At 69.2% G+C, this 21,404-nt stretch carries 21 protein-coding genes, 1 tRNA gene and 2 pseudogenes; 10 read left to right on the top strand and 14 right to left on the bottom strand.

Annotated features, from left to right (window positions below):
- Nucleotides 1–233: 233 nt before the first annotated feature.
- The 8 genes and pseudogenes from DVK07_RS11500 to DVK07_RS11465 all read right to left on the bottom strand — a co-directional run.
- Nucleotides 234–1,850 carry a hypothetical protein gene (locus tag DVK07_RS11500; protein ID WP_121597194.1) on the bottom strand — a complete coding sequence of 539 codons (1,617 nt, stop codon included), beginning with the start codon at nt 1,848–1,850 and terminating at the stop codon, nt 234–236.
- Complete coding sequence (locus DVK07_RS11495) at nt 1,847–2,209, bottom strand: hypothetical protein (protein WP_121597193.1); 363 nt, start codon at nt 2,207–2,209, stop codon at nt 1,847–1,849. The genes DVK07_RS11500 and DVK07_RS11495 overlap by 4 nt, the downstream gene beginning before the upstream one ends.
- Entirely contained in the window at nt 2,206–2,682 is a 477-nt protein-coding gene (locus DVK07_RS11490) for a hypothetical protein (RefSeq protein WP_121597192.1), read from the bottom strand. Before DVK07_RS11490 ends, DVK07_RS11495 begins: the two co-directional genes overlap by 4 nt.
- Nucleotides 2,679–3,011, bottom strand: a complete 333-nt coding sequence (locus DVK07_RS11485; protein ID WP_121597191.1) for a hypothetical protein — start codon at nt 3,009–3,011, stop codon at nt 2,679–2,681. Before DVK07_RS11485 ends, DVK07_RS11490 begins: the two co-directional genes overlap by 4 nt.
- Nucleotides 3,001–3,699, bottom strand: coding sequence for a DNA cytosine methyltransferase (locus DVK07_RS11480; RefSeq protein WP_121597248.1), 699 nt, complete (start codon nt 3,697–3,699; stop codon nt 3,001–3,003). Before DVK07_RS11480 ends, DVK07_RS11485 begins: the two co-directional genes overlap by 11 nt.
- A 112-nt stretch (nt 3,700–3,811) precedes the next feature.
- Nucleotides 3,812–4,054 (bottom strand): hypothetical protein, encoded by a 243-nt coding sequence (locus DVK07_RS11475; RefSeq protein WP_121597190.1) that lies wholly within the window; start codon nt 4,052–4,054, stop codon nt 3,812–3,814.
- 180 nt (nt 4,055–4,234) lie between these two features.
- A tRNA-Arg gene (locus DVK07_RS11470) sits at nt 4,235–4,307 on the bottom strand.
- Between the two features lie 27 nt (nt 4,308–4,334).
- A pseudogene (locus DVK07_RS11465) lies at nt 4,335–5,171 on the bottom strand (MMPL family transporter); the annotation flags it as partial.
- Between DVK07_RS11465 and DVK07_RS24270 the strand changes: the two are divergent.
- The 7 genes and pseudogenes from DVK07_RS24270 to DVK07_RS11430 form a co-directional block, all read left to right on the top strand.
- Nucleotides 5,157–5,414 (top strand): annotated as a pseudogene (locus DVK07_RS24270) (TrmB family transcriptional regulator); the annotation flags it as partial. The pseudogenes DVK07_RS11465 and DVK07_RS24270 sit on opposite strands and share 15 nt — an antisense overlap.
- Nucleotides 5,415–5,574: 160 nt before the next feature.
- Nucleotides 5,575–7,257, top strand: coding sequence for a PAS domain-containing protein (locus DVK07_RS11455; protein WP_121597189.1), 1,683 nt, complete (start codon nt 5,575–5,577; stop codon nt 7,255–7,257).
- Between the two features lie 106 nt (nt 7,258–7,363).
- Entirely contained in the window at nt 7,364–7,870 is a 507-nt protein-coding gene (rimI, locus tag DVK07_RS11450) for a ribosomal protein S18-alanine N-acetyltransferase (RefSeq protein ID WP_121597188.1), read from the top strand.
- Nucleotides 7,871–7,960: 90 nt separating this feature from the next.
- Complete coding sequence (gene pepF / locus DVK07_RS11445; RefSeq protein ID WP_121597187.1) at nt 7,961–9,760, top strand: oligoendopeptidase F; 1,800 nt, start codon at nt 7,961–7,963, stop codon at nt 9,758–9,760.
- A gap of 55 nt (nt 9,761–9,815) precedes the next feature.
- Complete coding sequence (locus DVK07_RS11440; RefSeq protein ID WP_121597186.1) at nt 9,816–10,292, top strand: hypothetical protein; 477 nt, start codon at nt 9,816–9,818, stop codon at nt 10,290–10,292.
- A 382-nt stretch (nt 10,293–10,674) separates the two neighbouring features.
- Nucleotides 10,675–11,088, top strand: a complete 414-nt coding sequence (locus DVK07_RS11435) for a winged helix-turn-helix domain-containing protein (protein WP_121597185.1) — start codon at nt 10,675–10,677, stop codon at nt 11,086–11,088.
- Between the two features lie 71 nt (nt 11,089–11,159).
- Nucleotides 11,160–12,299 carry an aminopeptidase gene (locus DVK07_RS11430; RefSeq protein WP_121597184.1) on the top strand — a complete coding sequence of 380 codons (1,140 nt, stop codon included), beginning with the start codon at nt 11,160–11,162 and terminating at the stop codon, nt 12,297–12,299.
- Nucleotides 12,300–12,837: 538 nt separating this feature from the next.
- Here DVK07_RS11430 and DVK07_RS11425 read toward each other — a convergent pair.
- Entirely contained in the window at nt 12,838–14,142 is a 1,305-nt protein-coding gene (locus DVK07_RS11425) for an O-acetylhomoserine aminocarboxypropyltransferase/cysteine synthase family protein (RefSeq protein WP_121597183.1), read from the bottom strand.
- A 151-nt stretch (nt 14,143–14,293) separates the two neighbouring features.
- On the opposite strand from DVK07_RS11425, the gene DVK07_RS11420 reads away from it, so the two are divergent.
- Nucleotides 14,294–15,514, top strand: coding sequence for an SPFH domain-containing protein (locus DVK07_RS11420; RefSeq protein ID WP_121597182.1), 1,221 nt, complete (start codon nt 14,294–14,296; stop codon nt 15,512–15,514).
- A 28-nt stretch (nt 15,515–15,542) separates the two neighbouring features.
- On the opposite strand, the gene DVK07_RS11415 is transcribed toward DVK07_RS11420, so the two are convergent.
- The 3 genes from DVK07_RS11415 to uvrB all read right to left on the bottom strand — a co-directional run bounded on the left by DVK07_RS11415 (nt 15,543) and on the right by uvrB (nt 18,896).
- The gene (locus DVK07_RS11415; protein WP_121597181.1) at nt 15,543–16,133 is read right to left on the bottom strand and encodes a hypothetical protein; all 591 of its coding nucleotides are present in this window, start codon (nt 16,131–16,133) and stop codon (nt 15,543–15,545) included.
- A 76-nt stretch (nt 16,134–16,209) separates the two neighbouring features.
- Complete coding sequence (locus DVK07_RS11410) at nt 16,210–16,740, bottom strand: hypothetical protein (protein WP_121597180.1); 531 nt, start codon at nt 16,738–16,740, stop codon at nt 16,210–16,212.
- Between the two features lie 101 nt (nt 16,741–16,841).
- On the bottom strand, nt 16,842–18,896 hold the full coding sequence (gene uvrB, locus DVK07_RS11405) for an excinuclease ABC subunit UvrB (RefSeq protein ID WP_121597179.1): 2,055 nt from the start codon (nt 18,894–18,896) through the stop codon (nt 16,842–16,844).
- 128 nt (nt 18,897–19,024) lie between these two features.
- Between uvrB and DVK07_RS11400 the strand changes: the two genes are divergently transcribed.
- Nucleotides 19,025–19,435, top strand: coding sequence for a hypothetical protein (locus DVK07_RS11400; protein ID WP_121597178.1), 411 nt, complete (start codon nt 19,025–19,027; stop codon nt 19,433–19,435).
- 518 nt (nt 19,436–19,953) lie between these two features.
- Entirely contained in the window at nt 19,954–20,844 is an 891-nt protein-coding gene (hisG, locus tag DVK07_RS11390; protein ID WP_121597176.1) for an ATP phosphoribosyltransferase, read from the top strand.
- 9 nt (nt 20,845–20,853) lie between these two features.
- On the opposite strand, the gene DVK07_RS11385 is transcribed toward hisG, so the two are convergent.
- Nucleotides 20,854–21,120, bottom strand: a complete 267-nt coding sequence (locus tag DVK07_RS11385; RefSeq protein ID WP_121597175.1) for a GIY-YIG nuclease family protein — start codon at nt 21,118–21,120, stop codon at nt 20,854–20,856.
- A 109-nt stretch (nt 21,121–21,229) separates the two neighbouring features.
- Nucleotides 21,230–21,382, bottom strand: a complete 153-nt coding sequence (locus DVK07_RS23310) for a hypothetical protein (RefSeq protein WP_008440770.1) — start codon at nt 21,380–21,382, stop codon at nt 21,230–21,232.
- Nucleotides 21,383–21,404: the final 22 nt, after the last annotated feature.

Below are 21,404 nucleotides of genomic sequence, written 5' to 3'. Positions count from 1 at the left end.
GACTCGGCAGTAAAGATGAGTGAGTACCTTAGCTGTGTGGCCTTAGCCACACCCCTAACCGCCAACCGACCCCCCGGTGTCGGTTCGGCGTCGACGAGCAGCTCGTCGAGACCGAGATCGCGCTTGTGTTGCGGTCGAGATCGTCGCGAACCCGCCGGTCGAGAAGGTCGATTGAGGCGAAAACGGCCGCGAAAAGAGGATCTGGATAGTGTTGCCACTCACGAGGGGCCGCGCTACCGGAGCGTCTGACCCTTCCCCCACGCACTCCGCACCGGCCGGATCTTCGGTCCCGACGCGTCCCGGTAGTGCGACACCGCTTCTTTCAGTCGCTCTGGATCGCGACCCGCACCGACCCAGTACCGCTTGAGCCGCGTCACCAGCTCTGACCACGACTCACCCGCGAGGTTCCCCATCCGAACTCGAAGGTGCGCCTCCCGCTCGTCGATGTGGATCCCGTTCGCTTGGCAGAACGCGATCAGTTCGTCCGTCCGCTCGTCGAGGGACGCACGCTCGGCGTTTTGGACCGCATTTGCCGCGGTCCCCATCGCCTTCCGCACGCCCTCACGCGCCGCGTCGAGCGCCTCAACGACCTGCTCGGCGACGTGGTGGGACCGCAACGCCACCGACCCCTGCTCGCGAACGACCATGTTCTCGATCCGCCGCAGCCCCCGGCGCACGCTGTCCGGGTGCCAGTCGTGTTCGTCCGCGATCTCGGCCGGCGACACGTCGCCGCCGTCAGCGACGAGCGTCTTCAGCGAGTCCCACTCGACGGGTGAGAGTCCGTCGGCGAGCTGCCGGACGACCACGTTCCGCTGGTCGCTCTCGACGCGTTCGAGGTTCAGCGGGAGCACGCGCGACCGGTCGACGGTCTCCGCCTCGAAGTACGTATCTTCGACGAACGTGCGACCGCCGCCCGGTCCGTCGTCGTCGAGCGGCTGGGTGGGTAGCCCCGACTCGTTCAGCGTCGCGAGGATCGCCTCTTCGAGCTCGTCGGCGATCTCCGCGTGGTCGACGGGCCGGAGCGTCTCGTCCCACCGGCTCGACTGATAGGACGCTTCGAGCTTCGGGTGCGCGAGCGGATGTTCGTCCGGCAGCGACTCGGCGTTCCGCGCGTAGTAGTGCTTGAACTCCTTCGGGATCCCGTGGTCCGGGAAGCACTCACGGATGCGCTTCGGCCCGAGCGTCACCGTGTGGTAGTAGCCGGCCCGTTCGGTATCGTCCTGAACGACCTTCCGGTACCCCGAGCGATCGCTTTCGAGCAGGTGACCCATCCGCGCGAGCGGGCCCTCCCGGGAGTGAATCGCACCGCACACGTCCCGGTCGATCCGGACGTACCGCGCCGCGTCGATCACGACGCTGTACTCGTCGTTGCGGCTCTCGAAGTACATCGGATCGAGCGTCACCGCGCCCGCGGCCCGCTGGATGACCGACTCGACCGCGTCGAACTCGACGTTCGACGCGTTCACCCGGACGTTCACCGCGTCGCCGAGGTCCCACATCGGCCGCGCGACCGACTGCCCCTCTTCGGATTCGAGCCCGCGCCACCGGGGCTGTATCAGGGCCTTCACCTTCCGCTCGCCGACCTCGTCGTCGGCGACCGCGTTCAGCCGGAACTCCCGGAGCGTGTCGAAGTCGACGCGCGTCCCGTCCGGCGTCTCGCCGCCGTCCGGTGGGGCGAGTCCGGACTCTTGATAGGACAGGGTGACCCGCCACTTCTCGCCGTCGAGCGTGAAGCTCCCGCGCCGGCTCCCGGTCGCGTCGACGAGCCGCGCGGCGCCGAACCACGCCCCGAGCCCGGAGTACACGTAATTCGCCATGTACTCGTGCGGGGCCGTCTTGACGGCCTTCATCGCGAGCTCACCTCGCGACGGGGAACCACGATCGGCCGCTTCGAGCCGTCGACGAACACCGCACCGAGTCGGATCCACGACGCCCGGTCGGAGTCGTCGGTCGGATCGTCGACGTCGACGATCGCGGCCTCGGGCGCGATCGCGAGGACGTACCGGCACGCCTCGCAGGTGTACCCGCGGGCGTTGATCGCGTCGCCGTCGGCGCGCGTCGGGTTCTGGTTCGCGAGCCGGAGCGTCGCGATCGCCGGCGCTCCGAGGGTCTCGGTCACCTCATCCTGACACCGCGGACACGCCGCGTACTTCTCGTTCCCTTCCCAGCGGGCCACGGGCCGCCGAAGCCCGTAGGCGGCGGTACTCACGGCTCCACCTCGCTCGGGTGGAAGATCCGCGACCACGCGACCTGCGAACACTCCGGGCGGTCGTCCCCGCCGGAGCGCCACGCGGTGATCGCGTCGTCGACGACGGTCGCGGGCACGACCTTCATCGCGACCGGGTTGCGGCCGGGTCGGGGCTCACACACCGCGAAGAGGTAGCTCCCGCCGGCGTCGCGGAGCAGCTCGTGCTGCTCGCGCCGGAGGTAGAACCGACCGCGGCGGCCGCTCGCGAGCCGCGGAATCGCGCTCTTGATCTCGACGAGCGAGCCGGCTTCGAGCAGGCAGATACCGACGAACGGGAGCGACCGCGACGGAACGACGAGCGTCTCGGCGCGAGCGTCGACGTGTTCGGTCTCGGTGTCGGGGACGTACGCCAGCCCGTCGACCGCTTCGAGGATCGCAGCCTCGGCGTTCTCTCCCGCCCGCTTCGACGAGACGGGACCGCTCGCGCGGCTCACGCGAACACCACCACCAAGTTCACCGCGGCGACGGCGGCGCCGATCGTCGCGATCCCGAGGCCGACCCACTCGGGCGCCTCCAGGGCGTCGGCCGCGACCGGCCACGCACCGCAACACAAGCCGACGACCGCGAGCATCACGACCGCCGCGGGCAGCTCGCCCATCGCGAGCAACTCGCGGACGATCGGGTTCGCCTCGGCGCTCGGACCGACCGCTCGGGCCGCGAGGATCGTCGTCGACGCGTCGAGAACGCCGTGAGACGTGAAGATCGCGGCGGTCTCGCCGGAGCGAGTGACTCCGTTATCGGATTGGACGGCGTCACTCGGCAAGCGACGCCACCTCGGTTAGCTCCGACTGCTCGGTCGTTGGACCGTCGATCGCCGCCTCAACTGCCTCTCGAATCGCAGCGGAGAGTTCGTACGGCACCTTCGCCCGCTCGGCCGGTGTGTCCCCAAGAATTCGAGTCGCGCTCGTCCCGTCGTACTCGACGTTTGCCTCGTGGCAGGGCCGCCCTCGCGAACACGACCGGTACATCATCGGCGGGTGGTCACCCCACAGGTCGGTTCGCTTCATGTAGGGGCGGCCGTACTGGCAGTAAGTCACCTCTCCAGCCGGCTCCCCGAGGAACCAACGGAGTCGGCCCTGCGGGTTCTCAAGGAACCAGTACTCCGGAGCGAGAGCGCGAATCAGACCGACCGTATGGAAGACAAGTGCGACCGCCTCACGGGCCTCTTCTGTGACTGGTTGATGCGTCTCGAAGTCCCACGCATGGTGATTCCCGGCTGTCGAGAAGTAGGTACACGGCGGGCTGGCGAGAACGAGATCGGCGTTCGGGAGATCTCCCGGCCGAAGGTCCATTACATCGGCCTGGATATCTGGATCGAACTCCTTCTCCAACTCCACCGTGACCACGTCCCACCGATCCGACTCCTCGAACGCGGCGGAAAATCCACCCAGACCCGCGAAGAGGTCGAGGCAAAGCAGACGGTCAACGATCCGATCAGACTGATCGCTCACGCTGACCGCCCCCGTTCGGCGTCGCGTTCCCACCGGAGCCGAGCGGCGTCGAGGACGTGCGACCGCGGGCCCTGTGCCGGGTCGTACAGCCGGCTCGCACGCACGAACGGGTTCATCCCGACAGCCCTCCGTCCCACGGCTCGCCGGCGTTGCGGGCGGGACTCGTCTGCGGGTCCGGCGTGACGACATCTTTCCCGGCCGCGCTTCCCTCGCAGATCCGCACCCACGAGTCGCACTCGGGACACCGGTGAGCGCGGTCGTCGTCGTCGCCGTGAACCCGACCGAATCGCGGCGGGAGGTGCGACCCGCACTCCAGACAGACCCCGGACTCGTCCGGCTCAACCCGGAGGTCCATCATTCAGAGATCACCCCGAAGTTGGTCGGGTCGATCACCCGACGCGAAGGGGTCGCGATCGGTGCCGTATTCAACCCGATTTCAGGACCGGGTTTCGAGGGAACCGATTCGGTCGATTCCGTCGCGTAGCGAGTCGCTACGGTAGAATTAGCATTAGTCGTGAAACGGTCCGTCAGTAAGCGGGCGCGACGGGATTTGAACCCGCGGCATCTTGGTCCGGAACCAAGTGCTCTGTCCGCTGAGCTACGCGCCCTCACGACCGGGTATCCGCGGCGAGCGTTTAACGCTTCTGGCTCGGGTCCTCGGCGGGCGGCCGCGGGTCGGTCTGCCACTCGAACGCGTCGGCGTCGTCGGCGACGCCGGAGTCGTCCGTCCCGCCGTCGGTGCGGGCCCGGTCGGTCGCGTCGCCCTCGTCGGTCGGGATCACGTCGGCGGCTGCGAGGAAGCGGCCGACGAACAGCAGTCCGGGGCGGCGCTCGACGACGGCGACCCAGATGACCAGCGCCGGGGGCAACACGATCAGCGACGCGAGGTACGCGAGCGTGATGCTGGCGGCCGTGAGCAGCCCGAACTGGCCGAGGATCGGCGTGATGGCCAAGACGAGCACGCCCGTGCCGAGCGCGGTCGTCGCCCACGTGCCGGTGAGCGCGCCGCCGGTCCCGCGGAGCGTGGTGACTACCGCGGCGTCGACGTCGCCCCCGCGGGGGTACTCGTCGTGGAAGCGGTGCGCGACGTGGACGGTGTAGTCGACGCCGAGCCCGATGGTGATCGCGAGGATCGTCGCGGTGATCGCGTTGAACGGGATGCCCGCGAGCCGCATCGTGGCAGTGAGCGTCGCGACGGCGACCGTCACCGGGACGAGCGTGACGAGCCCCAGCGTCGGGCTGCCGAGCAGCAGCCAGAAGAGGATGACGAGGAACACCGCGGAGAGCCCGAGCGCGGCCGCCAGCGAGACGATCGCGGAGTCGAATATCGTGTCCGCGACCGCCTGGAACACGACGATCTGGCCGGTCGCGGTCGCGTCCCCGCGGTAGCGGTCGGCCACGCGCCGGGCGTCGGCGGTGATCTCGGCGTCGCTGGCGTCGGACTCGACGGCGTACACGATCCGCGTCGAGCGGTCGACGAGGACCGCGCGACGCTGACGATCGCGCAGGGCCCCTTCGAGCTGCGCATCACGGAGGACGCGTACGGGAACTTCTACCTCATCGACGGCGAGGAGGTGTGCTTGGAGGTCGCCGACCCCCTCGCGCCCGACCGGCTGTTCGGCATGCTCGACCTGCGCGACCGCGGGTTCGCCGCCCGCGTGCGCGACGGCTTCGAGGCCGCGTGGGCGGCGGGGACCGTCGTCGACGAGGTGTGACGGCCCGCGAGGGCGACGTCTCGCGAGCCGCGAGAAGTCCACGGCGCCCGAGGGTCGCGCCGGACCCGGATCGGCCCGACGTCCGAACGGAATTATCGCGTTTGATTCTTCCGCCGCGCGGTTTTATCCCCTCGCGTCCGTACGGCCGATAGAACTCACCGTGACCCTCCGGCCATCCGACACGTCGACGCCGGTCCGCGGCGCTGACGAGGGCGACGCCCCCGACCCCGACGACCGAGCCGCGACCGACGCGCCGACCGCCGACGCGGAGCGGGCGGGTCGGTCGGACGACCGCGCCGACGCCGGCGGACCTCCGACGCCGCCGACCGACGCCGACGAGCGGTCGGGGGGCCTCGGCGCGACGCCCGCGGAGGGGTGGTCGCGCCCGATCGAGCCCGACCGGTTCCTGCTCGCCGTGGCCGTGGACGGCGAGGTGCTGTTCGCCGGGCCGTCGGTGCCCGACGTCGTCGGCGTCGAGCGCGACGCGCTCGTCGGGAGCGACCTCCTCGACCGCGTCCACCCGAGCGACCGCGAACCGGTGGCCGACGCCCTCTCGGCCGTCGCGACGAGCCGGACGGTCACCCACCGGGTCCGCCGCGCGAGCGGGGGGTACGCGTGGGTCGAGTCCGTCGTCGACGAGGATCTCGCCCCGGAGTTCGGCGGCCGGATCGTCACGGTCCGCCGGGTCGACGCGGACCGCACCTTCCCGGAGCGCTACCGCGCCTTCCTCGAGTACGGCAGCGACCTCGTCACCGTCGTCGACGGCGACGGCCTCGTCGTCTACGAGAGCCCCTCCGTCGAGGAGGTGCTCGGCTACGAGCAGGGGTCGACCGTCGGGCGCTCGCCGCTCGGCTACGTCCACCCGGACGACCGCGAGCGCGTGACGGAGCGGTTCTACCGCGCGCTGGGCGAGCCCGACGCGGCGCCCACGCTGGAGTACCGCTACCGGGCCGCCGACGGCGACTGGGTCTGGCTGGAGTCGCGAACGCGGTCGCTGCCGGCCGACAGCCCCGTCGGCGAACTGCTCATCAACTCGCGCGACGTCAGCGAGCGGAAGGCGCGCGAGCGGCGGCTCACCGACAGAAACGAGCGGCTCGACCGCTTCGCGAGCATCGTCTCGCACGACCTGCGGAACCCGCTGTCGGTGATCCGGGGGTCGATCGAGATGGCGCGGCACCGCGACGAGACGGAGCCCCTCGAACGCGGCGAGCGCGCCGTCGACCGGATCGACCGGCTCGTCTCGGAGCTGCTCACCCTCGCGCGGCAGGGAACCGGGATGGACGAGCCCGCGGAGTTCGCGCTCGCGGGCGTCGCTCACGACGCCTGGGAGACGGCCGCCGATGGCGACGACGCGGAGTTGGTCGTCGCCCGCGACGCCCGGATGTACGGCGACCGCGGCCGGATGCGACAGGCCTTGGAGAACCTGTTCCGCAACGCGACGGAACACGCGACGGCGGACGCGGCAGAGGCGAGCGGGAACGATTCCGACGGCTGCGCGTCGGGCGACGACCCATCCGACGGCGACGACCTCACCGTCCTCGTCACCGCCACCGACGAGGGGTTCCTCGTCGCCGACGACGGGACGGGGATCGACCCCGACCACCGGGAGTCGGTGTTCGAGTCGGGGTTCACCACGCGAGCGGACGGGACGGGGTACGGCCTCGACATCGTCCGCGAGGTCGTCGAGTCGCACGGGTGGCGCGTGGAGCTGCGAGCGCCCGCGGACGACCCCATCGGGCTCCCAGACGGGCGGCGGCTCCGGCCGCCGGACGGCGCCTGCTTCGAGGTGTGCGCCCCCGACCCCGCCGAGGCCGACCCGGAAGAGCCCTGGATCGACGCGTGAAGGGCCCACGCGTCGCCGCCGCGGCCCTCGTCGACCCGGCGCGTTCCCTCTCAGCAGCCCTCCGCCGACCCGGGGCGTTTATTCTCCGCGGCCCGCAAGCCGACCCGTGAGCGTCCCCGACGTCGCGGTCCGGCGGGCGGAACGCGCCGACCTCCTCGCGGTGGTCCGGATCGAGCGCGCCTGCTTCTCGGACCCGTGGCCGCACGACGCCTTCGAGCGGCTGCTCGACGAGCCGGCGTTCCTCGTGGCGGAGCGGGCGGGCACGGTCGTCGGGTTCGTCGTCGCCGACCGGACGCCGAACCACGGCCGCGACATCGGCCACGTCAAGGACCTGGCCGTCCACCCCGACGCCCGCGGCGAGGGGATCGGCCGGACGCTCCTCCGGTCGGCGCTGGCCCGGCTCCGCGCGACCGGCGTCGCGGTCGCGCGCCTGGAGGTGCGCGAGGGGAACGACCCCGCGCGGTCACTGTACGCCGACGAGGGGTTCGAGCCGATCCGGCGGGTGGGCGGCTACTACCGCGACGGCGAGGACGCACTCGTGCTCGTCGTCGACCTCGCGGCGTGGGCCGACGGGGAGGCGGGGAGCGGCCGCGGGCGAGACGAGCCACGTTGACACGCATCGATTGCGGCCGGTTCCCACGCCTATCGGCCCGCCGCGCGGGGTTTGCCAAGGCTTAGTGTGCGCGAGGCCGACCAGATGGGTATGAGTTCGGTTCCCGAGCGGTCCGAGATCGACGCCGAGTACAAGTGGGACCTCGACGGCATCTACGCCGACGACGAGGCGTGGGAGTCGGCCTACGAGACGGTTTCCGACCGGATCGACGAACTGGCCGCCTACGAGGGGCGCGCGACCGAGGACGCCGCGACTCTGCTCGAACTGCTCGAACTCCGCGAGGAGATCTTCCGCGAGCTCCAGCAGGTGATGACGTACGCCCGCCTGCGCAGCGCGGAAGACACGCGGAACCAGGAGTACCAGGCGATGTCCGCGCGGGCGTCGTCGCTGGGCTCCGAGGCGTCGAGCGCGGTCTCGTACCTCGAACCGGAGATCCAGTCGCTCACCGAGTCGGACGTCGAGGCCTACCTCGACGACGAGCCCGCCCTCGCCGAGTACGAGCACTACCTCGACGACGTCCTCCGGAAGAAGCCGCACACGCGGTCGAGCGAGGTCGAGGAGGTGCTGGCGGACCTCTCGGAGGTCACCGACGCGCCGAGCGAGATCTACTCGATGCTGACGAACGCCGACATGACCTACGGCGTCGTCGAGGACCCCGACGGGGAGGAGGTGGAGATCACGCAGTCGAACTTCACCAAGCTCCAGACGAACCCGGACCGCGAGTTCCGCGAGCGCGTCCACGAGACGTTCTACGACGAGTGGGCGGACGTGCGCAACACGGTCGGCACCTCCTTAGAGAAAGCCGTCCGCGAGCACGTCACGAGCGCCGAGATCCGCGACTACGACTCGGCGCGCGCCGCCGCGCTCGACGACTCGAACGTCCCGGTCGAGGTGTACGACACCCTCGTCGAGTCGGTCGACGACAACCTCGACGTGCTCCACCGCCACGCGGAGCTGAAGGAGCAGGCGCTCGGCGTCGACCAGCTACAGAGCCACGACCTCTACATGTCGCTGACGGGCGACCAGGGCCCCGACGTGGAGTACGAGCAGGCCCGCGAGTGGGTGATCGAGGCGGTCGCGCCGCTGGGCGACGCCTATCAGGACCGACTGGCCGAGGGGCTCGACTCGCGGTGGGTCGACGTGTACGAGAACCGCGGGAAGCGCTCGGGCGCGTTCTCCTCGGGCACGTACGACACCCAGCCGTACATCATGATGAACTACCAGGACGACATCGCCTCGATGTACACGCTGGCCCACGAGCTGGGCCACTCGATGCACTCGGAGCTGGCGGGCGACGCCCAGCCGTGGCACGACGCGAGCTACGAGATCTTCGTCGCGGAGATCGCCTCCACCGTCAACGAGACCCTGCTCACCCACCACCTGCTCGACACGGTCGAGGACGACGAGCTGCGCACCCACGTCCTCGACGAATACCTCGAACGCTTCCGCTCGACCCTCTTCCGACAGACGATGTTCGCGACGTTCGAACAGCAGATTCACGAGCGCGTGGAGGCCGGCGACGCGCTCACGCCCGACGCGTTCGACGAGATGTACGGCGACCTGAAGGGCGACTACTACGCGCCCGCCGAGCTGACGGGCGGCATCGAGCGCGAGTGGCAGCGCATCCCCCACTTCTACTACGACTTCTACGTCTACCAGTACGCGACCGGCATCTCCGCCGCGGCCGCCATCGTCGAGCGCATCCTCGACGAGGGCGAAGACGCCGCCGCCGACTACCGCGAGATGCTGAAGGCCGGCGGCTCAGAGTACCCGCTCGACGTGGTCGAACTCGCCGGCATCGACATGGCCTCGCCCGACCCGATCGAGTCCGCGGTCGGTGTGTACGACGAGTACCTCGACGAGATCGCGACGCTGCTCGACTTGGAGTAACGGCGCGCGACCCGCACAAGGCATATATTTCGCTCGGATCTACCTGCCCGGCGCGATGGACCGCAGGCTCCTCGCCGTCCCGGGCGCCCTCCTGCTCGGTTTCCTGATCGCGGACGTGAGCGTCGTCGGCTGGCGGGCGACGTTCTACCCGGGACCGGGACTCGACCAACACCAAGTCGTGAACGCAACCGACCTCCGCGCGCGGTGCGCCGACGCCGCGGTCGCCCTCGCGGACGGCAACAACGTCTCGATCCGAGGGTACCGGATCGCTCCCGAGTCCGTCGACCTCCTGTTCGAACGCGCGTCAGCCTCCGGAGAGTGGGCCCTCGGCGACGCGAACTGCGCGAACCGGCTCGCCGGAGTCGACAACCTGCGCGTCGACGGGGAGTCGTACAGGGTCCTCGGCGGGTACTCGCGCGAGCGCCTGGACCGAACCCCGCTTGCCGGGCTGGCGAAGGTCGGCAGCGGGCTCGTCGGCGTCGCGCTGCTCGCGGTCGGGCTCCTCGCGACCGTCCATCGGGAGTCCGAGTGACGGCCTCGTCGTATTCCGACGAGACTATTTAAATAACAGCGGCGGCGTGTGCCGACGAGCAGCCGGCAGGCTGCGAGTCGCACGCGCGAGGGAGTCGCGAGCGCTTTTAAGCGCGAGCGACGAGGCTGGGGAGGTGTGAGGCGCTGTGCTGTGCGGGGTGGGACTCAAAGGGGCAGCCGTGAGGCCGGCGTAGGCGACGCAAGTACCGCAAGGAGGGAGCGCTAGCGACCGACTGAGGAACGCAGCGAGCGTACGCCGGCCTCACGGCTGGGGCTTTGGCGGTCTTCACCGATGATCTTCCGTCAGTATTTAAAAGACGGCTTTTTTGAGAAACTTTGGCTTAAAAGAGCCTAAGCATCCCTCCCTCGTACGAAACACTACGATGGCGACGAATCACTCGCAGCCCGCCGGCGCAGGATTCCCGGAGGATCCCGAAGACCTGCTGCCCGAGGACAGCGTCCTCAGCCTCGACGAGTACCTGGCGATGCACGCAGCGGTCGGACACCGCACCAGGTACGAAATTCTCTATCGACTCGTCCACAGCGACGACATGAGCCCCAAAGAACTGGAGGACGCTATCGAGGTCGACGACAGTACCCTCCACTACCACCTCAACAAACTGGTCGACGTCGGCCTCGTCGAAAAGTGCCAACACACCGAGCGAGGAGCGGACGGCCTCTACACGTACTACCGAGCGACGGTGTTCGGCGAGGTAACGCTCACGAGCGGCGTCGACGAACTGATCCGCGGCGAAGCGGCGTTCGAAGCGATGTACGACAGTTCGACCGAAGAGTAACTTCCCGAGACGCTCGAACAGTACTCGTCGTCCCGGCATCGATTTACGCTTCCCCGAACACACACAGCGTAATGGACGAACGCGTACGCGAGCACGCCGAGGTGCTCGTCGACTGGAGCGCGCGGGTCGAGGCCGGCAACGACGTCGTCGTCAGCGTCGCGGAGGACGCTCACGAGTTGGGTGTCGCGGTCGCAGAGGCGCTCGGCGAGCGCGGGGCGAACGTCACGACGCTGTACGGGTCGAGCGAGGTCTCCCGCGCCTATTTAAAAGGCGTCGAGGCCGGGACCGACGTCGACGTCGACGCCGACGACTTCGACGACGACCCCGCCGTCGAGCGCGCGGTCTTCGAGGCGGCCGACGCCTACCTCCGGATCGGGGGCGGGCGAAACACCACCGCGTCCGCGGACGTCGACCGCCCGACGCGGCAGGCGTACGCGAAGGCCCGGCAGGGCGTCCGCGAGGCGCGGATGGACACCGACTGGGTGTCGACGGTCCACCCGACCCGCTCCCTCGCCCAGCAGGCGGGGATGGCCTACGAGGAGTACCAGGACTTCGTGTACGACGCCGTCCTCCGCGACTGGGAGTCGCTCGCCGAGGAGATGGCACAGATGAAAGACGTCCTCGACGACGGCGACGAGGTCCGGATCGTCACCGAGCGCGACGGCGCGCCCGACACCGACGTGACGATGTCGATCGCGGACCGGACCGCGGTCAACTCCGCCGCCTCCGTCGCGTACGACTCCCACAACCTCCCCTCTGGTGAGGTGTTCACCGCCCCCTACGACACGGAGGGCGAGGTCTTCTTCGACGTGCCGATGACCATCGACGCGACGCGCGTCCGGAACGTCCACCTCGCGTTCGAGGGCGGCGAGGTCGTCGACTTCTCGGCGGAGGCGGGCGAGGACGCGCTCGCCGACATCCTCGACACCGACGAGGGCGCGCGGCGGTTGGGCGAGCTCGGTATCGGGATGAACCGCGGCATCGACCGGTTCACCGACTCGATCCTCTTCGACGAGAAGATGGGCGACACCGTCCACCTCGCGGTCGGCCGCGCCTACGACGCCTGCCTGCCGGAGGGCGAGTCCGGCAACGACAGCGCGGTCCACGTCGACATGATCTCCGACGTGAGCGCCGACTCCCGGATGGAGGTCGACGGCGAGGTCGTCCAGCGGAACGGGACGTTCCAGTGGGAAGAGGGGTTCGAGGAGTAAGTCCGGAGGACGGTAGCTCCGTGAGAGACCGTCGGCGCTGTTGAAACCCTCAAGTGGTGATATGTTCTTCGAGGCGTACTAAATGTAGAGCGCGGATCTCGCACAGAACCGCTTATGGAATCAACTGTTCCGGATCGCCCAGTAGAGAAAAAGAACCGAACTATTCACATCAAGCACAGGTAATCTGGTTGTATGTCCGACCGTACCGAGCGACTTCTCGCTGTATTGGTCATCCTGATGGCCTTGTTAGTAGTTGCTCAAACGACTGTTGTCCCACGAAACCAATTTCTGAGTACGGTAGGCATCATTTTCGGGACTATCGCTATCGTATACGGACTTGCCGAATTTCTGAAAATATTCTAACTGATCGCCTGAACCGATACACTCGCAAGCACGTTCTATCGACTGATTCAGGACATAGATGGAGAAAATAACGTACTTCTCCGTGATGATTCCACCCTCTGTATCTCGCACGAGGATTGTATCAGTCTCCGAGGATCCCAACGGAACAAAACCGTCGGAAACGGGCGGATTGCGCTTACGCGGTCGCCGCCTCGATGGCGGCCTCTAGGTCGGCGACGATGTCCGCGGGGTCCTCGATGCCGACGGACAGGCGCACCATGTCGGCGGTGACGCCCGCGGCCTCCTGTTCTTCCTCGGTCAGCTGCTGGTGGGTCGTCGACGCCGGGTGGATGACGAGCGTCTTCGCGTCCCCGACGTTCGCGACCAGCGAGGCGAGGTCCGCCTCCTCGACGGTCGCCCGCGCGGCCTCGTAGCCCGCCTCCAGCCCGAAGGTGAGCATCCCGCCGTAGCCTCCGTCCAGGTACTCGCTGGCCTCCTCGTGGGTCTCGTGACTCTCTAAGCCGGGGTAGTTCACCCACGCGATATCGTCGTGATCGTCGAGGTACTCGGCCACGACGCCCGCGTTCTCGCAGTGGCGGTCCATGCGCAGCGGGAGCGACTCCGTCTGCTGGAGCGTGTTCCACGCGTCGAACGGCGACTGCTGGTCGCCCAGGTCGCGTAGCCCGCGGGTGACCGCCGCGAAGGTGAACGCGGCGTCACCGAAGCGCTCCGCGAAGTTGATCCCGTGGTAGGCGGGGTTGTCCTGCGCGATCTCGGGGTACTTCTCGGCGTGCTCGGCCCACGGGAACGAGCCGCCGTCGACGACGACACCGCCGACGGTGGTGCCGTTGCCCGTGAGCCACTTCGTCGTCGACTCCCAGACGAGGTCGGCGCCGTGTTCGAGCGGCCGGCAGAGGTACGGCGTCGCGAACGTGTTGTCGACGAACAGCGGGACGCCGTGGTCGTGCGCGATGTCGGCGATCCGCTCGATGTCGGGCGTGACGAGGGCCGGATTACCGATCGTTTCGAGGTGGACGTAGGCGGTGTCCTCGTCGATGGCCTCGGCGTACCCCTCGTAGTCGAGCGGGTCGACAAAGCGAGTCGAGACCCCGCGGCGCTCGACGGAGTGGGTGAGGTAGGTGTAGGTGCCGCCGTACAGCGCCGACGACGTGACGATGTTGTCGCCCGCCGAGGCGAGCAGGAACGTCGTCACGTCGAGCGCGGCCATGCCCGAGGCGGTCGCGACCGCGCCGACGCCCCCCTCCAGCGAGGCGATCCGCTCCTCGAGGGCGGCGTTGGTCGGGTTCATCAGTCGGGAGTAGACGTTGCCGGCCTCCTCTAAGGCGAAGAGATCCGCGGCGTGGTCGGCGTCGTCGAACTGGTAGGCGGTCGTCTGGTAGATCGGCGTCGCCCGGGCGCCGGTGGCCGGGTCCGGATCGGAGCCGGCGTGAACGCTTCGCGTGCTGAACTTCGGCCCGTCGTTCCCCTCGTCGGATGGCATGCGTCGGTCTTCCGCCGCCGCGTAGTTAAACCCGACCGGCATACGCGGGCGTTTCCGGTATCTCAGAGATCGGCCCGCGGCGGGGGCGCGACGCGGCTCCCGGGCCCGAACTCGTGACAACGGTTAACAGCGTCGGGCCGTAATTCGACGTATGGGAACACAAGGTCCGCGCGGCGAGTCCGCCGAGCTGGAGGAGCTGCTGGCGGAGGTCCCGGACGGGATCTGGCAGTACCTCGCGCTCGGCGTCGCCCTCCTCGTCGGGGTCGCCCTCCTCGGGCAGAGCCTCGTCTACGGCGTCGCGGCGCTCGCGGTGCTGCTCGCGGCCGTCACGGTCGTCAGCGCCGTCGAGATCGTCGACGCCTACGACAAGGAGGCGCTCACCGTCTTCGGCGAGTACCGCAAGCTGCTCGAACCGGGCGTCCACCTCATCCCGCCGTTCGTCTCGCGGACGTACGCGTTCGACATGCGGACGCAGACGATCGACGTGCCGAGCCAGTCGGCGATCACCCGCGACAACTCGCCGGTGACCGCCGACGCCGTCGTCTACATCAAGGTGATGGACGCCAAGAAGGCGTTCCTCGAAGTCGACGACTACAAGAACGCCGTCTCGAACCTCGCGCAGACGACCCTCCGCGCGGTCATCGGCGACATGGAGCTCGACGACACGCTCTCCCAGCGGGAGCTCATCAACGACCGGATCAACGAGGAGCTCGACGAGCCCACCGACGAGTGGGGGATCCGCGTCGAGGCCGTCGAGGTCCGCGAGGTGAGCCCCTCCCAAGAGGTCCAGCGCGCGATGGAGCAACAGACCGGCGCGGAGCGTCGCCGCCGCGCGATGATCCTCGAAGCGCAGGGGGAACGCCGCTCCGCGGTCGAGCAGGCCGAGGGTGACAAGCAGTCCAACATCATCCGCGCGCAGGGGGAGAAGCAGAGCCAGATCCTCGAAGCGCAGGGGGACGCCATCTCCACCGTCCTCCGCGCGCGCTCCGCGGAATCGATGGGCGAGCGCGCCATCATCGAGCGGGGCATGGAGACCCTCGAAGAGATCGGGAAAGGCGAGTCCACGACGTTCGTCCTCCCGCAGGAACTCACCAGCCTCGTCGGCCGCTACGGCAAGGCACTCTCCGGCTCCGACGTCCAGCAGATGGAGGGGCTCGAGGGCAAGGAGTTCGACGAGGAGACGGAGAAGCTGCTCGGGTTGGAGGACATCGAGAGCGCGCTCGAACAGCTCGACACGGTGGCCGACAGCGACCTCCGGACCGACGAGACCCGGGACTCGGACAACGTCGACCTCGCCAAACAGGAGGCGGCGACCCGCGAGGCCGACCGCGACATTGAGTTGGAGACGGAAAGCGAGCGGCCCGGGAACTGACCGCGGGACGGCCGAACGGGGCCCGAACTCAGGGCCGCCAGCGCTCGGGGTCGACCGCCCAGAGGAGGCCGACGGCGACCGCGCCGCCGACGCCGCCGGCGACCAGCGAGAGGGGGAGGGACGATCCCGACGCGATCGCCGCCAGTAACAGGACGGCGCCGGCGAGGAGCGCGACGGTGTCCTCCGTGATCGCCGCCTGAACCACCGGCGCCAGGGCCGCACCGACGACGGCGCCGGCGGCGATTCCGCTGCCCCGCCCGATGAGAGCCGCGTGCGCCGCTGGATTCGTCGCCGTTTCGGGGACCGACGCGGGTGCGAGGACGAGACCGACGCCGAACGCGAACGCGGCGGCGGCGCCGAGCGCGGGCGCGACCAGCGCGGCGCGCGCGGAGCGCTCGGTGCCGCCCGCGGCGGCCGCGCCGCCGACGAGCAGGACCGACCCGGCCGCGAGGAGCGCGGGGGCGGCGAGGAACGAGACGGGCGAAGGGGTGACGAAGGCGATTCCCTCTGCCGACGACGGCGAGGGGACGAACCCGGGCGCGACCGTTCCGGCGAGACCGAGCGCCGCGACGCCGACGACGAGGAGGGCCGACCCGAGGAGCCGACTGCGGAGTGACATGGTCGCCCGGAGGCGTTCCGATCACAAAACGATCGCGGGACGGAGTCGCGGTCGGCGGGGCAAGCGATCCCGGCGGTCAGATCGTGATCCCGGCGCGCCCGTCGCCGACGACGACGATCGCTCGCTCCGGCGGGCCGCGCTCGTCGGTGAGCCGCAACAGGAGCGTCTTGACGACCGGCTCGTCCGTCTCGATCTCGCCGCGGACGCCGGACTGGTCGACGGCGATCCGGAGCGAGCGGTCGCCCGTGCGGCTGATCCCGCCGAGGCGGAGGCGGACCTCGTCGGCGGTGAGCCGCTGGGCGATCACGAGGATCGCGTCCCCGCCGTCGTCGACGAAGTCGGTGCGCTCGACGAACTCGCGGGACTCGGTCGCGTCGGGCGTGAGCGCGCCCCGGGCCGCGTCGGCGGAGCGGAAGGAGGCCGCGTGCGTCAGCAGCTCCTCGGGGCGCGCGAGGACGCTGCGCTCGTCGACCATCGGGTTGCCGTCGACGTATCGGCTCCGCACGCCGAGGTCGCCCGGCGTCGAGGCGGCGACGTCGTGGAGTCGGTCGACGCACCCGGCGGTGGCGACGGCGAGCGCGCCGGCCACGACCGCGCGACGGTACACGGCCGGGTGTGTGACGCACCGACGTAAAAACCCCGCCGTCACGGTGACGCGGACTGAGAATCGGAGCGGTGGTCGGGGTCGCCGCTCGGGCGCTCCGGCCGCTACTCCTCCATCGCGGGCGCGGGGACGCCCGCGTCGTCCGCGTCGATCTCGAAGGCGCGCCGGAGCTCCGCGATCCGGTCGCGGATGTCCGCCGCTAACTCGAACTCCAGGTTGCTCGCCGCCTCGTCCATCCGTTCCTCGAGCGCCTCGATCTGCGCTTTCGCCTCGTCCTCGCTCTCCACGTCGCCCACGCTCACGCTCGAGGTGTCCGTCTTCGACCCGGGGAGGTTCGTCTCGCTGACCGGCTTGTCGATGGTGGTCGCCTCGTAGCCGTGTTCCTCGTTGTACTCCAGCTGGATCTCGCGGCGGCGCTGGGTCTCCTCGATGGCTTCCTCCATCGAGTCGGTGGTTTCGTCGGCGTAGAGGACGACCTCGCCGTTGACGTTGCGCGCGGCCCGCCCCATCGTCTGGACGAGGGTCGTGGTGGAGCGGAGGAACCCCTCCTGGTCGGCGTCGAGGATGGCGACGAGGGAGACCTCCGGGATGTCGAGTCCCTCGCGCAGCAGGTTAATTCCGACGAGCACGTCGATGTTGCCGAGGCGGAGGTCGCGGATGATCTCGTGGCGTTCGAGGGTATCCGTCTCGTCGTGCATGTACGCCACGTCGACGCCGGCCTCCTCGAGGTATTCCGTGAGGTCCTCGGCCATCCGCTTCGTGAGGGTGGTGACGAGGACGCGCTCGTCGCGCTCGATCCGGTCGTCGACGCGTTCGAGGAGGTCGTCGACCTGCCCCGTCGCGCCCGTCACCTCCACCTTCGGGTCGACGAGGTGGGTCGGGCGGACGATCTGCTCGACGATCCGGTCGGAGGTCTCGCGCTCGTAGTCGCCCGGCGTCGCCGAGACGTAGAGCGTGCGGTCCGTCTTCTCCTCGAACTCCTCGAAGGTGAGCGGGCGGTTGTCGTAGGCCGTCGGGAGCCGGAACCCGTTCTCGACCAGCGAGTCCTTCCGCGACTTGTCGCCCTCGTACTGCCCTTTGATCTGGGGGATCGTCTGGTGTGACTCGTCGACGACGGTGAGGAAGTCGTCGGGGAAGTAGTCGAGCAGCGTGTACGGGGCGTCGCCGGACTCGCGGTCGTCCATGTGGACCGAGTAGTTCTCGATCCCCGAGCAGTAGCCGGCCTCGCGAAGCATCTCGATGTCGAAGGTGGTGCGCTCCTCGATGCGCTGGGCGGCGACGAGGTCGCCCTGCCGCTCGAAGTAGCCCACGCGTTTCTCCATCAGGTCCTCGATCTCGGCGACCGCCTGTTCGAGCTTGTCGTCCGGGATCGAGTAGTGCTCCGCCGGGTGGAGCATGACGGCGGGCTCCTCGCTCACGACCTCGCCGTGCATCGGGTCGACCTTGATCATCCGGTCGATCTCGTCGCCCCACAGCTCGACGCGCACCGCGTAGCGCCCGTACATCGGGTAGATCTCGACGGTGTCGCCGCGCACGCGGAAGGTGCCCTGCGTGAAGTCCACGTCGTTGCGCTCGTAGTTCAGGTCGACGAGCCGGGTGAGCAGCTCCTCGCGGCCGATCTGCTCGCCGACCTCGAGGCGCAGCGCCATGTCGCGGTAGTTCTGCGGATCGCCGAGCCCGTAGATGGCCGAGACGGAGGCAACCACGATCACGTCGTCGCGGGTCAACAGCGACCGCGTCGCGGAGTGGCGCAGGCGGTCGATCTCCTCGTTGATCGACATCTCCTTGTCGATGAACGTGTCCGTCTGCTCGACGTACGCCTCCGGCTGGTAGTAGTCGTAGTAGGAGACGAAGTACTCGACGGCGTTGTCCGGGAACAGCTCGCGGAACTCCTCGTACAGCTGGGCCGCGAGCGTCTTGTTGTGGGCGAGAACGAGCGTCGGCTGGTCGAGCTCCTCGGCGACCCACGAGACGGTGTTCGTCTTCCCGGACCCGGTGACGCCGAGGAGGGTCTGCTTGTCGGCGCCCGACTCGAACCCCTCGACGAGCCCCTCGATCGCCTCGGGCTGGTCGCCCGCGGGCTCGAACGGGGCGTCGACGCGGAGCGGGCGGTCGACGGTCGGGCGGTCCTCCGAGAGGGGGGAGTCGGCGTCGCTCACGATACGCGTCGTTGGGCGGCGAGGCACTTGAGCGGCGCGGCTACGTGGCTGGCGGCGACGAAACCGGCCCCACGCGGACGTTTCCGTGCGGGGGAAGACCGATTACCGATCGGGCCGAACGCAGATCCGTGTCCCTCCTCACACCGGCCGTCGCGTTCGGCGCGGCCCTCGTCCTGTTCGTCTGGGTCGCGGTCGGCGCGTGGGTCAACTTCGACGCCCACGCCCGCGGAAGCGACCATCCGGGAATCTGGGGCGTGCTCGCCCCGGTTTCGGGGATCGTACTGGCCTACTACCTGCTGTGGTGGCGCCGCGGGCGCTCCCGCCGGTATCCGGCGTCCAAGTGGGAGCGGGCCACCGCGATTGTCGTCGTCGCCGGATTCGCGGGACTGGTCGTCGGGAGCCTCGTCTCGCCGCCCGATCCGACCTCGCAGCTGACCGTCTGGCCGGTCGCGTTCGCCGGCTGTCTCCCCGTCGCGTACTGGGTGGTCAGAAGAAGGTTTGACGCGACCGGCGACTCGTCTATAAATGATCGACTGTAGATCGGCGGCGGACATCTCCAAATCCCCAGCCGCTCATTTATAAGCGGTTAGTGACGGATCGGGGGGCGAACACCGCCAAAGCCCCAGCCGCTCGCTTATAAACAGCTGACAGCGGCTCGGCAGCGAACACCGCCAAAGCCCCAGCCGCTCGCTTATAAACAGCTGACAGCGGCTCGGCAGCGAACACCGCCAAAGCCCCAGCCGCGAGGGCACAGTACGCTCGTTGCGCTCCTCGGTCGCTCACTCCGTTCGCTCCCTGCGGTGCTTACGTCGCCTACTGTGCCCTCGCGACTGCCCCTTTGGGTCCCGCCCCCGCACGGCACCGCACCTCACGCCTCCCCAGCCTCGTCGGTCGCCGTCGCTTCGCTCGGCGACCGACTCCCTCGCGCGGTGCTGTTCGCGCCCTCCGGGCGCTCACAGGCACGCGCCACCGCGTTTGTTTATAAACGGTCTCGCGTCGACACCCGCGCCGCTCCCCGGACGAAAACGTTTCCCCCTGTCCCCGCGAGTCGTGGCGTATGCGCATCGCCGTCCCCAACAAGGGCCGCCTACACGAGCCGACGCTCTCGCTGTTGGAGCGCGCCGGGCTCCACGTCGAGGAGACCGCCGACCGCCAGCTGTACGCCGACACCGTCGACGAGGACGTGACGGTGCTGTTCGCGCGGGCGGCCGACATCCCCGAGTACGTCCGCGACGGCGCCGCCGACCTCGGCGTCACCGGCCTCGATCAGGCGGCCGAGTCGGGCGGCGTCGCGGACGACGCCGCGGCCGCCGCCGACGGCGACCTCGTCGACCTGCTCGATTTAGGCTACGGCTCGTGTAAGCTCGTCCTCGCGGCGCCGGAGGACGGCGACGTGGCGGCCGTCGAGGACCTCGGGGGGCGGACGATCGCGACCGAGTTTCCGAACGTCACCCGCGACTACCTCGATCGCGTGGGCGTCGACGCCGACGTGGTCACCGTGACGGGCGCGACCGAACTCACGCCGCACGTCGACATGGCCGACGCCATCGTCGACATCACCTCGACGGGGACGACGCTGAAGGTGAACCGATTGGCCGTGATCGACGACGTGCTCGCCTCCTCCGTCCGGCTGTTCGCGCGCCCCGACGTGGTCGACGACGCGAAGGTCGAGCAGGTGGTGACCGCCTTCGAGTCCGTCCTCGCCGCGGACGGTCGCCGCTACCTGATGATGAACGCGCCCAAGGCTCGGCTCGACGAGGTAAAGGACGTGATCCCGGGGCTCGGCGGCCCGACCGTGATGGACGTCGAGGCCGACGAGAACGGCAACGGGATGGTCGCGGTCCACGCCGTCGTCGACGAGCGCGACGTGTTCGAGACCATCTCGGAGCTTCGCTCGGTCGGCGCGACCGGCATCCTCGTCACGGAGATCGAACGGCTCGTGGAGTGAGGTCGAGGCTTAAGCCTCGTCGGAACCGCCGTCGCCGTCGATCAGCTGCTCCTTCTCGGCGCGCGACAGCGACTTGATCGCGTACTCTCTCGACATCGCCGCCGACTTCGAGTCGAACGACTCGACGTGGCGCAGCGTCACCGGCGTCCGACCGCGGGTGTACTTCGCGCCCTCCCCGGCGTCGTGTTCGGCGACGCGCCGCTCGACGTCCGTCGTGTACCCGGTGTAGAGGGTGCCGTCGGCGCACTCGATCACGTACACGTAGTTGTCGGCCACGGGCGGCCGTCCGAGTCCGAGCGCAAAGTGGGTACGGATGTGCCCGAAGCGGGGTCGAGACGGAGCGGCCGCTCTCCGTGCGCTCGGTCTCCGATCGGCGTTTCGCCGGTCAGTCCCCGGTTCGCGTCCGCTCGCGAGACACCTCGGCGATGCCCGCGTTCGCGGAGCACTTCGGGCACGCGTTCAGGTCGCCGCGCTCGTCCGCGAAGACGCGCGCGAAGCGGTCCGAGACGTGCGACCCGCAGTGGTCACAGCGTGGCATGTGATGCCGACGTGCGTCGGCA

Source organism: Halorubrum sp. Atlit-26R (assembly GCF_003666015.1).
GTDB lineage: Archaea > Halobacteriota > Halobacteria > Halobacteriales > Haloferacaceae > Halorubrum.
This window is presented reverse-complemented; position numbering and strand designations above follow the sequence as displayed.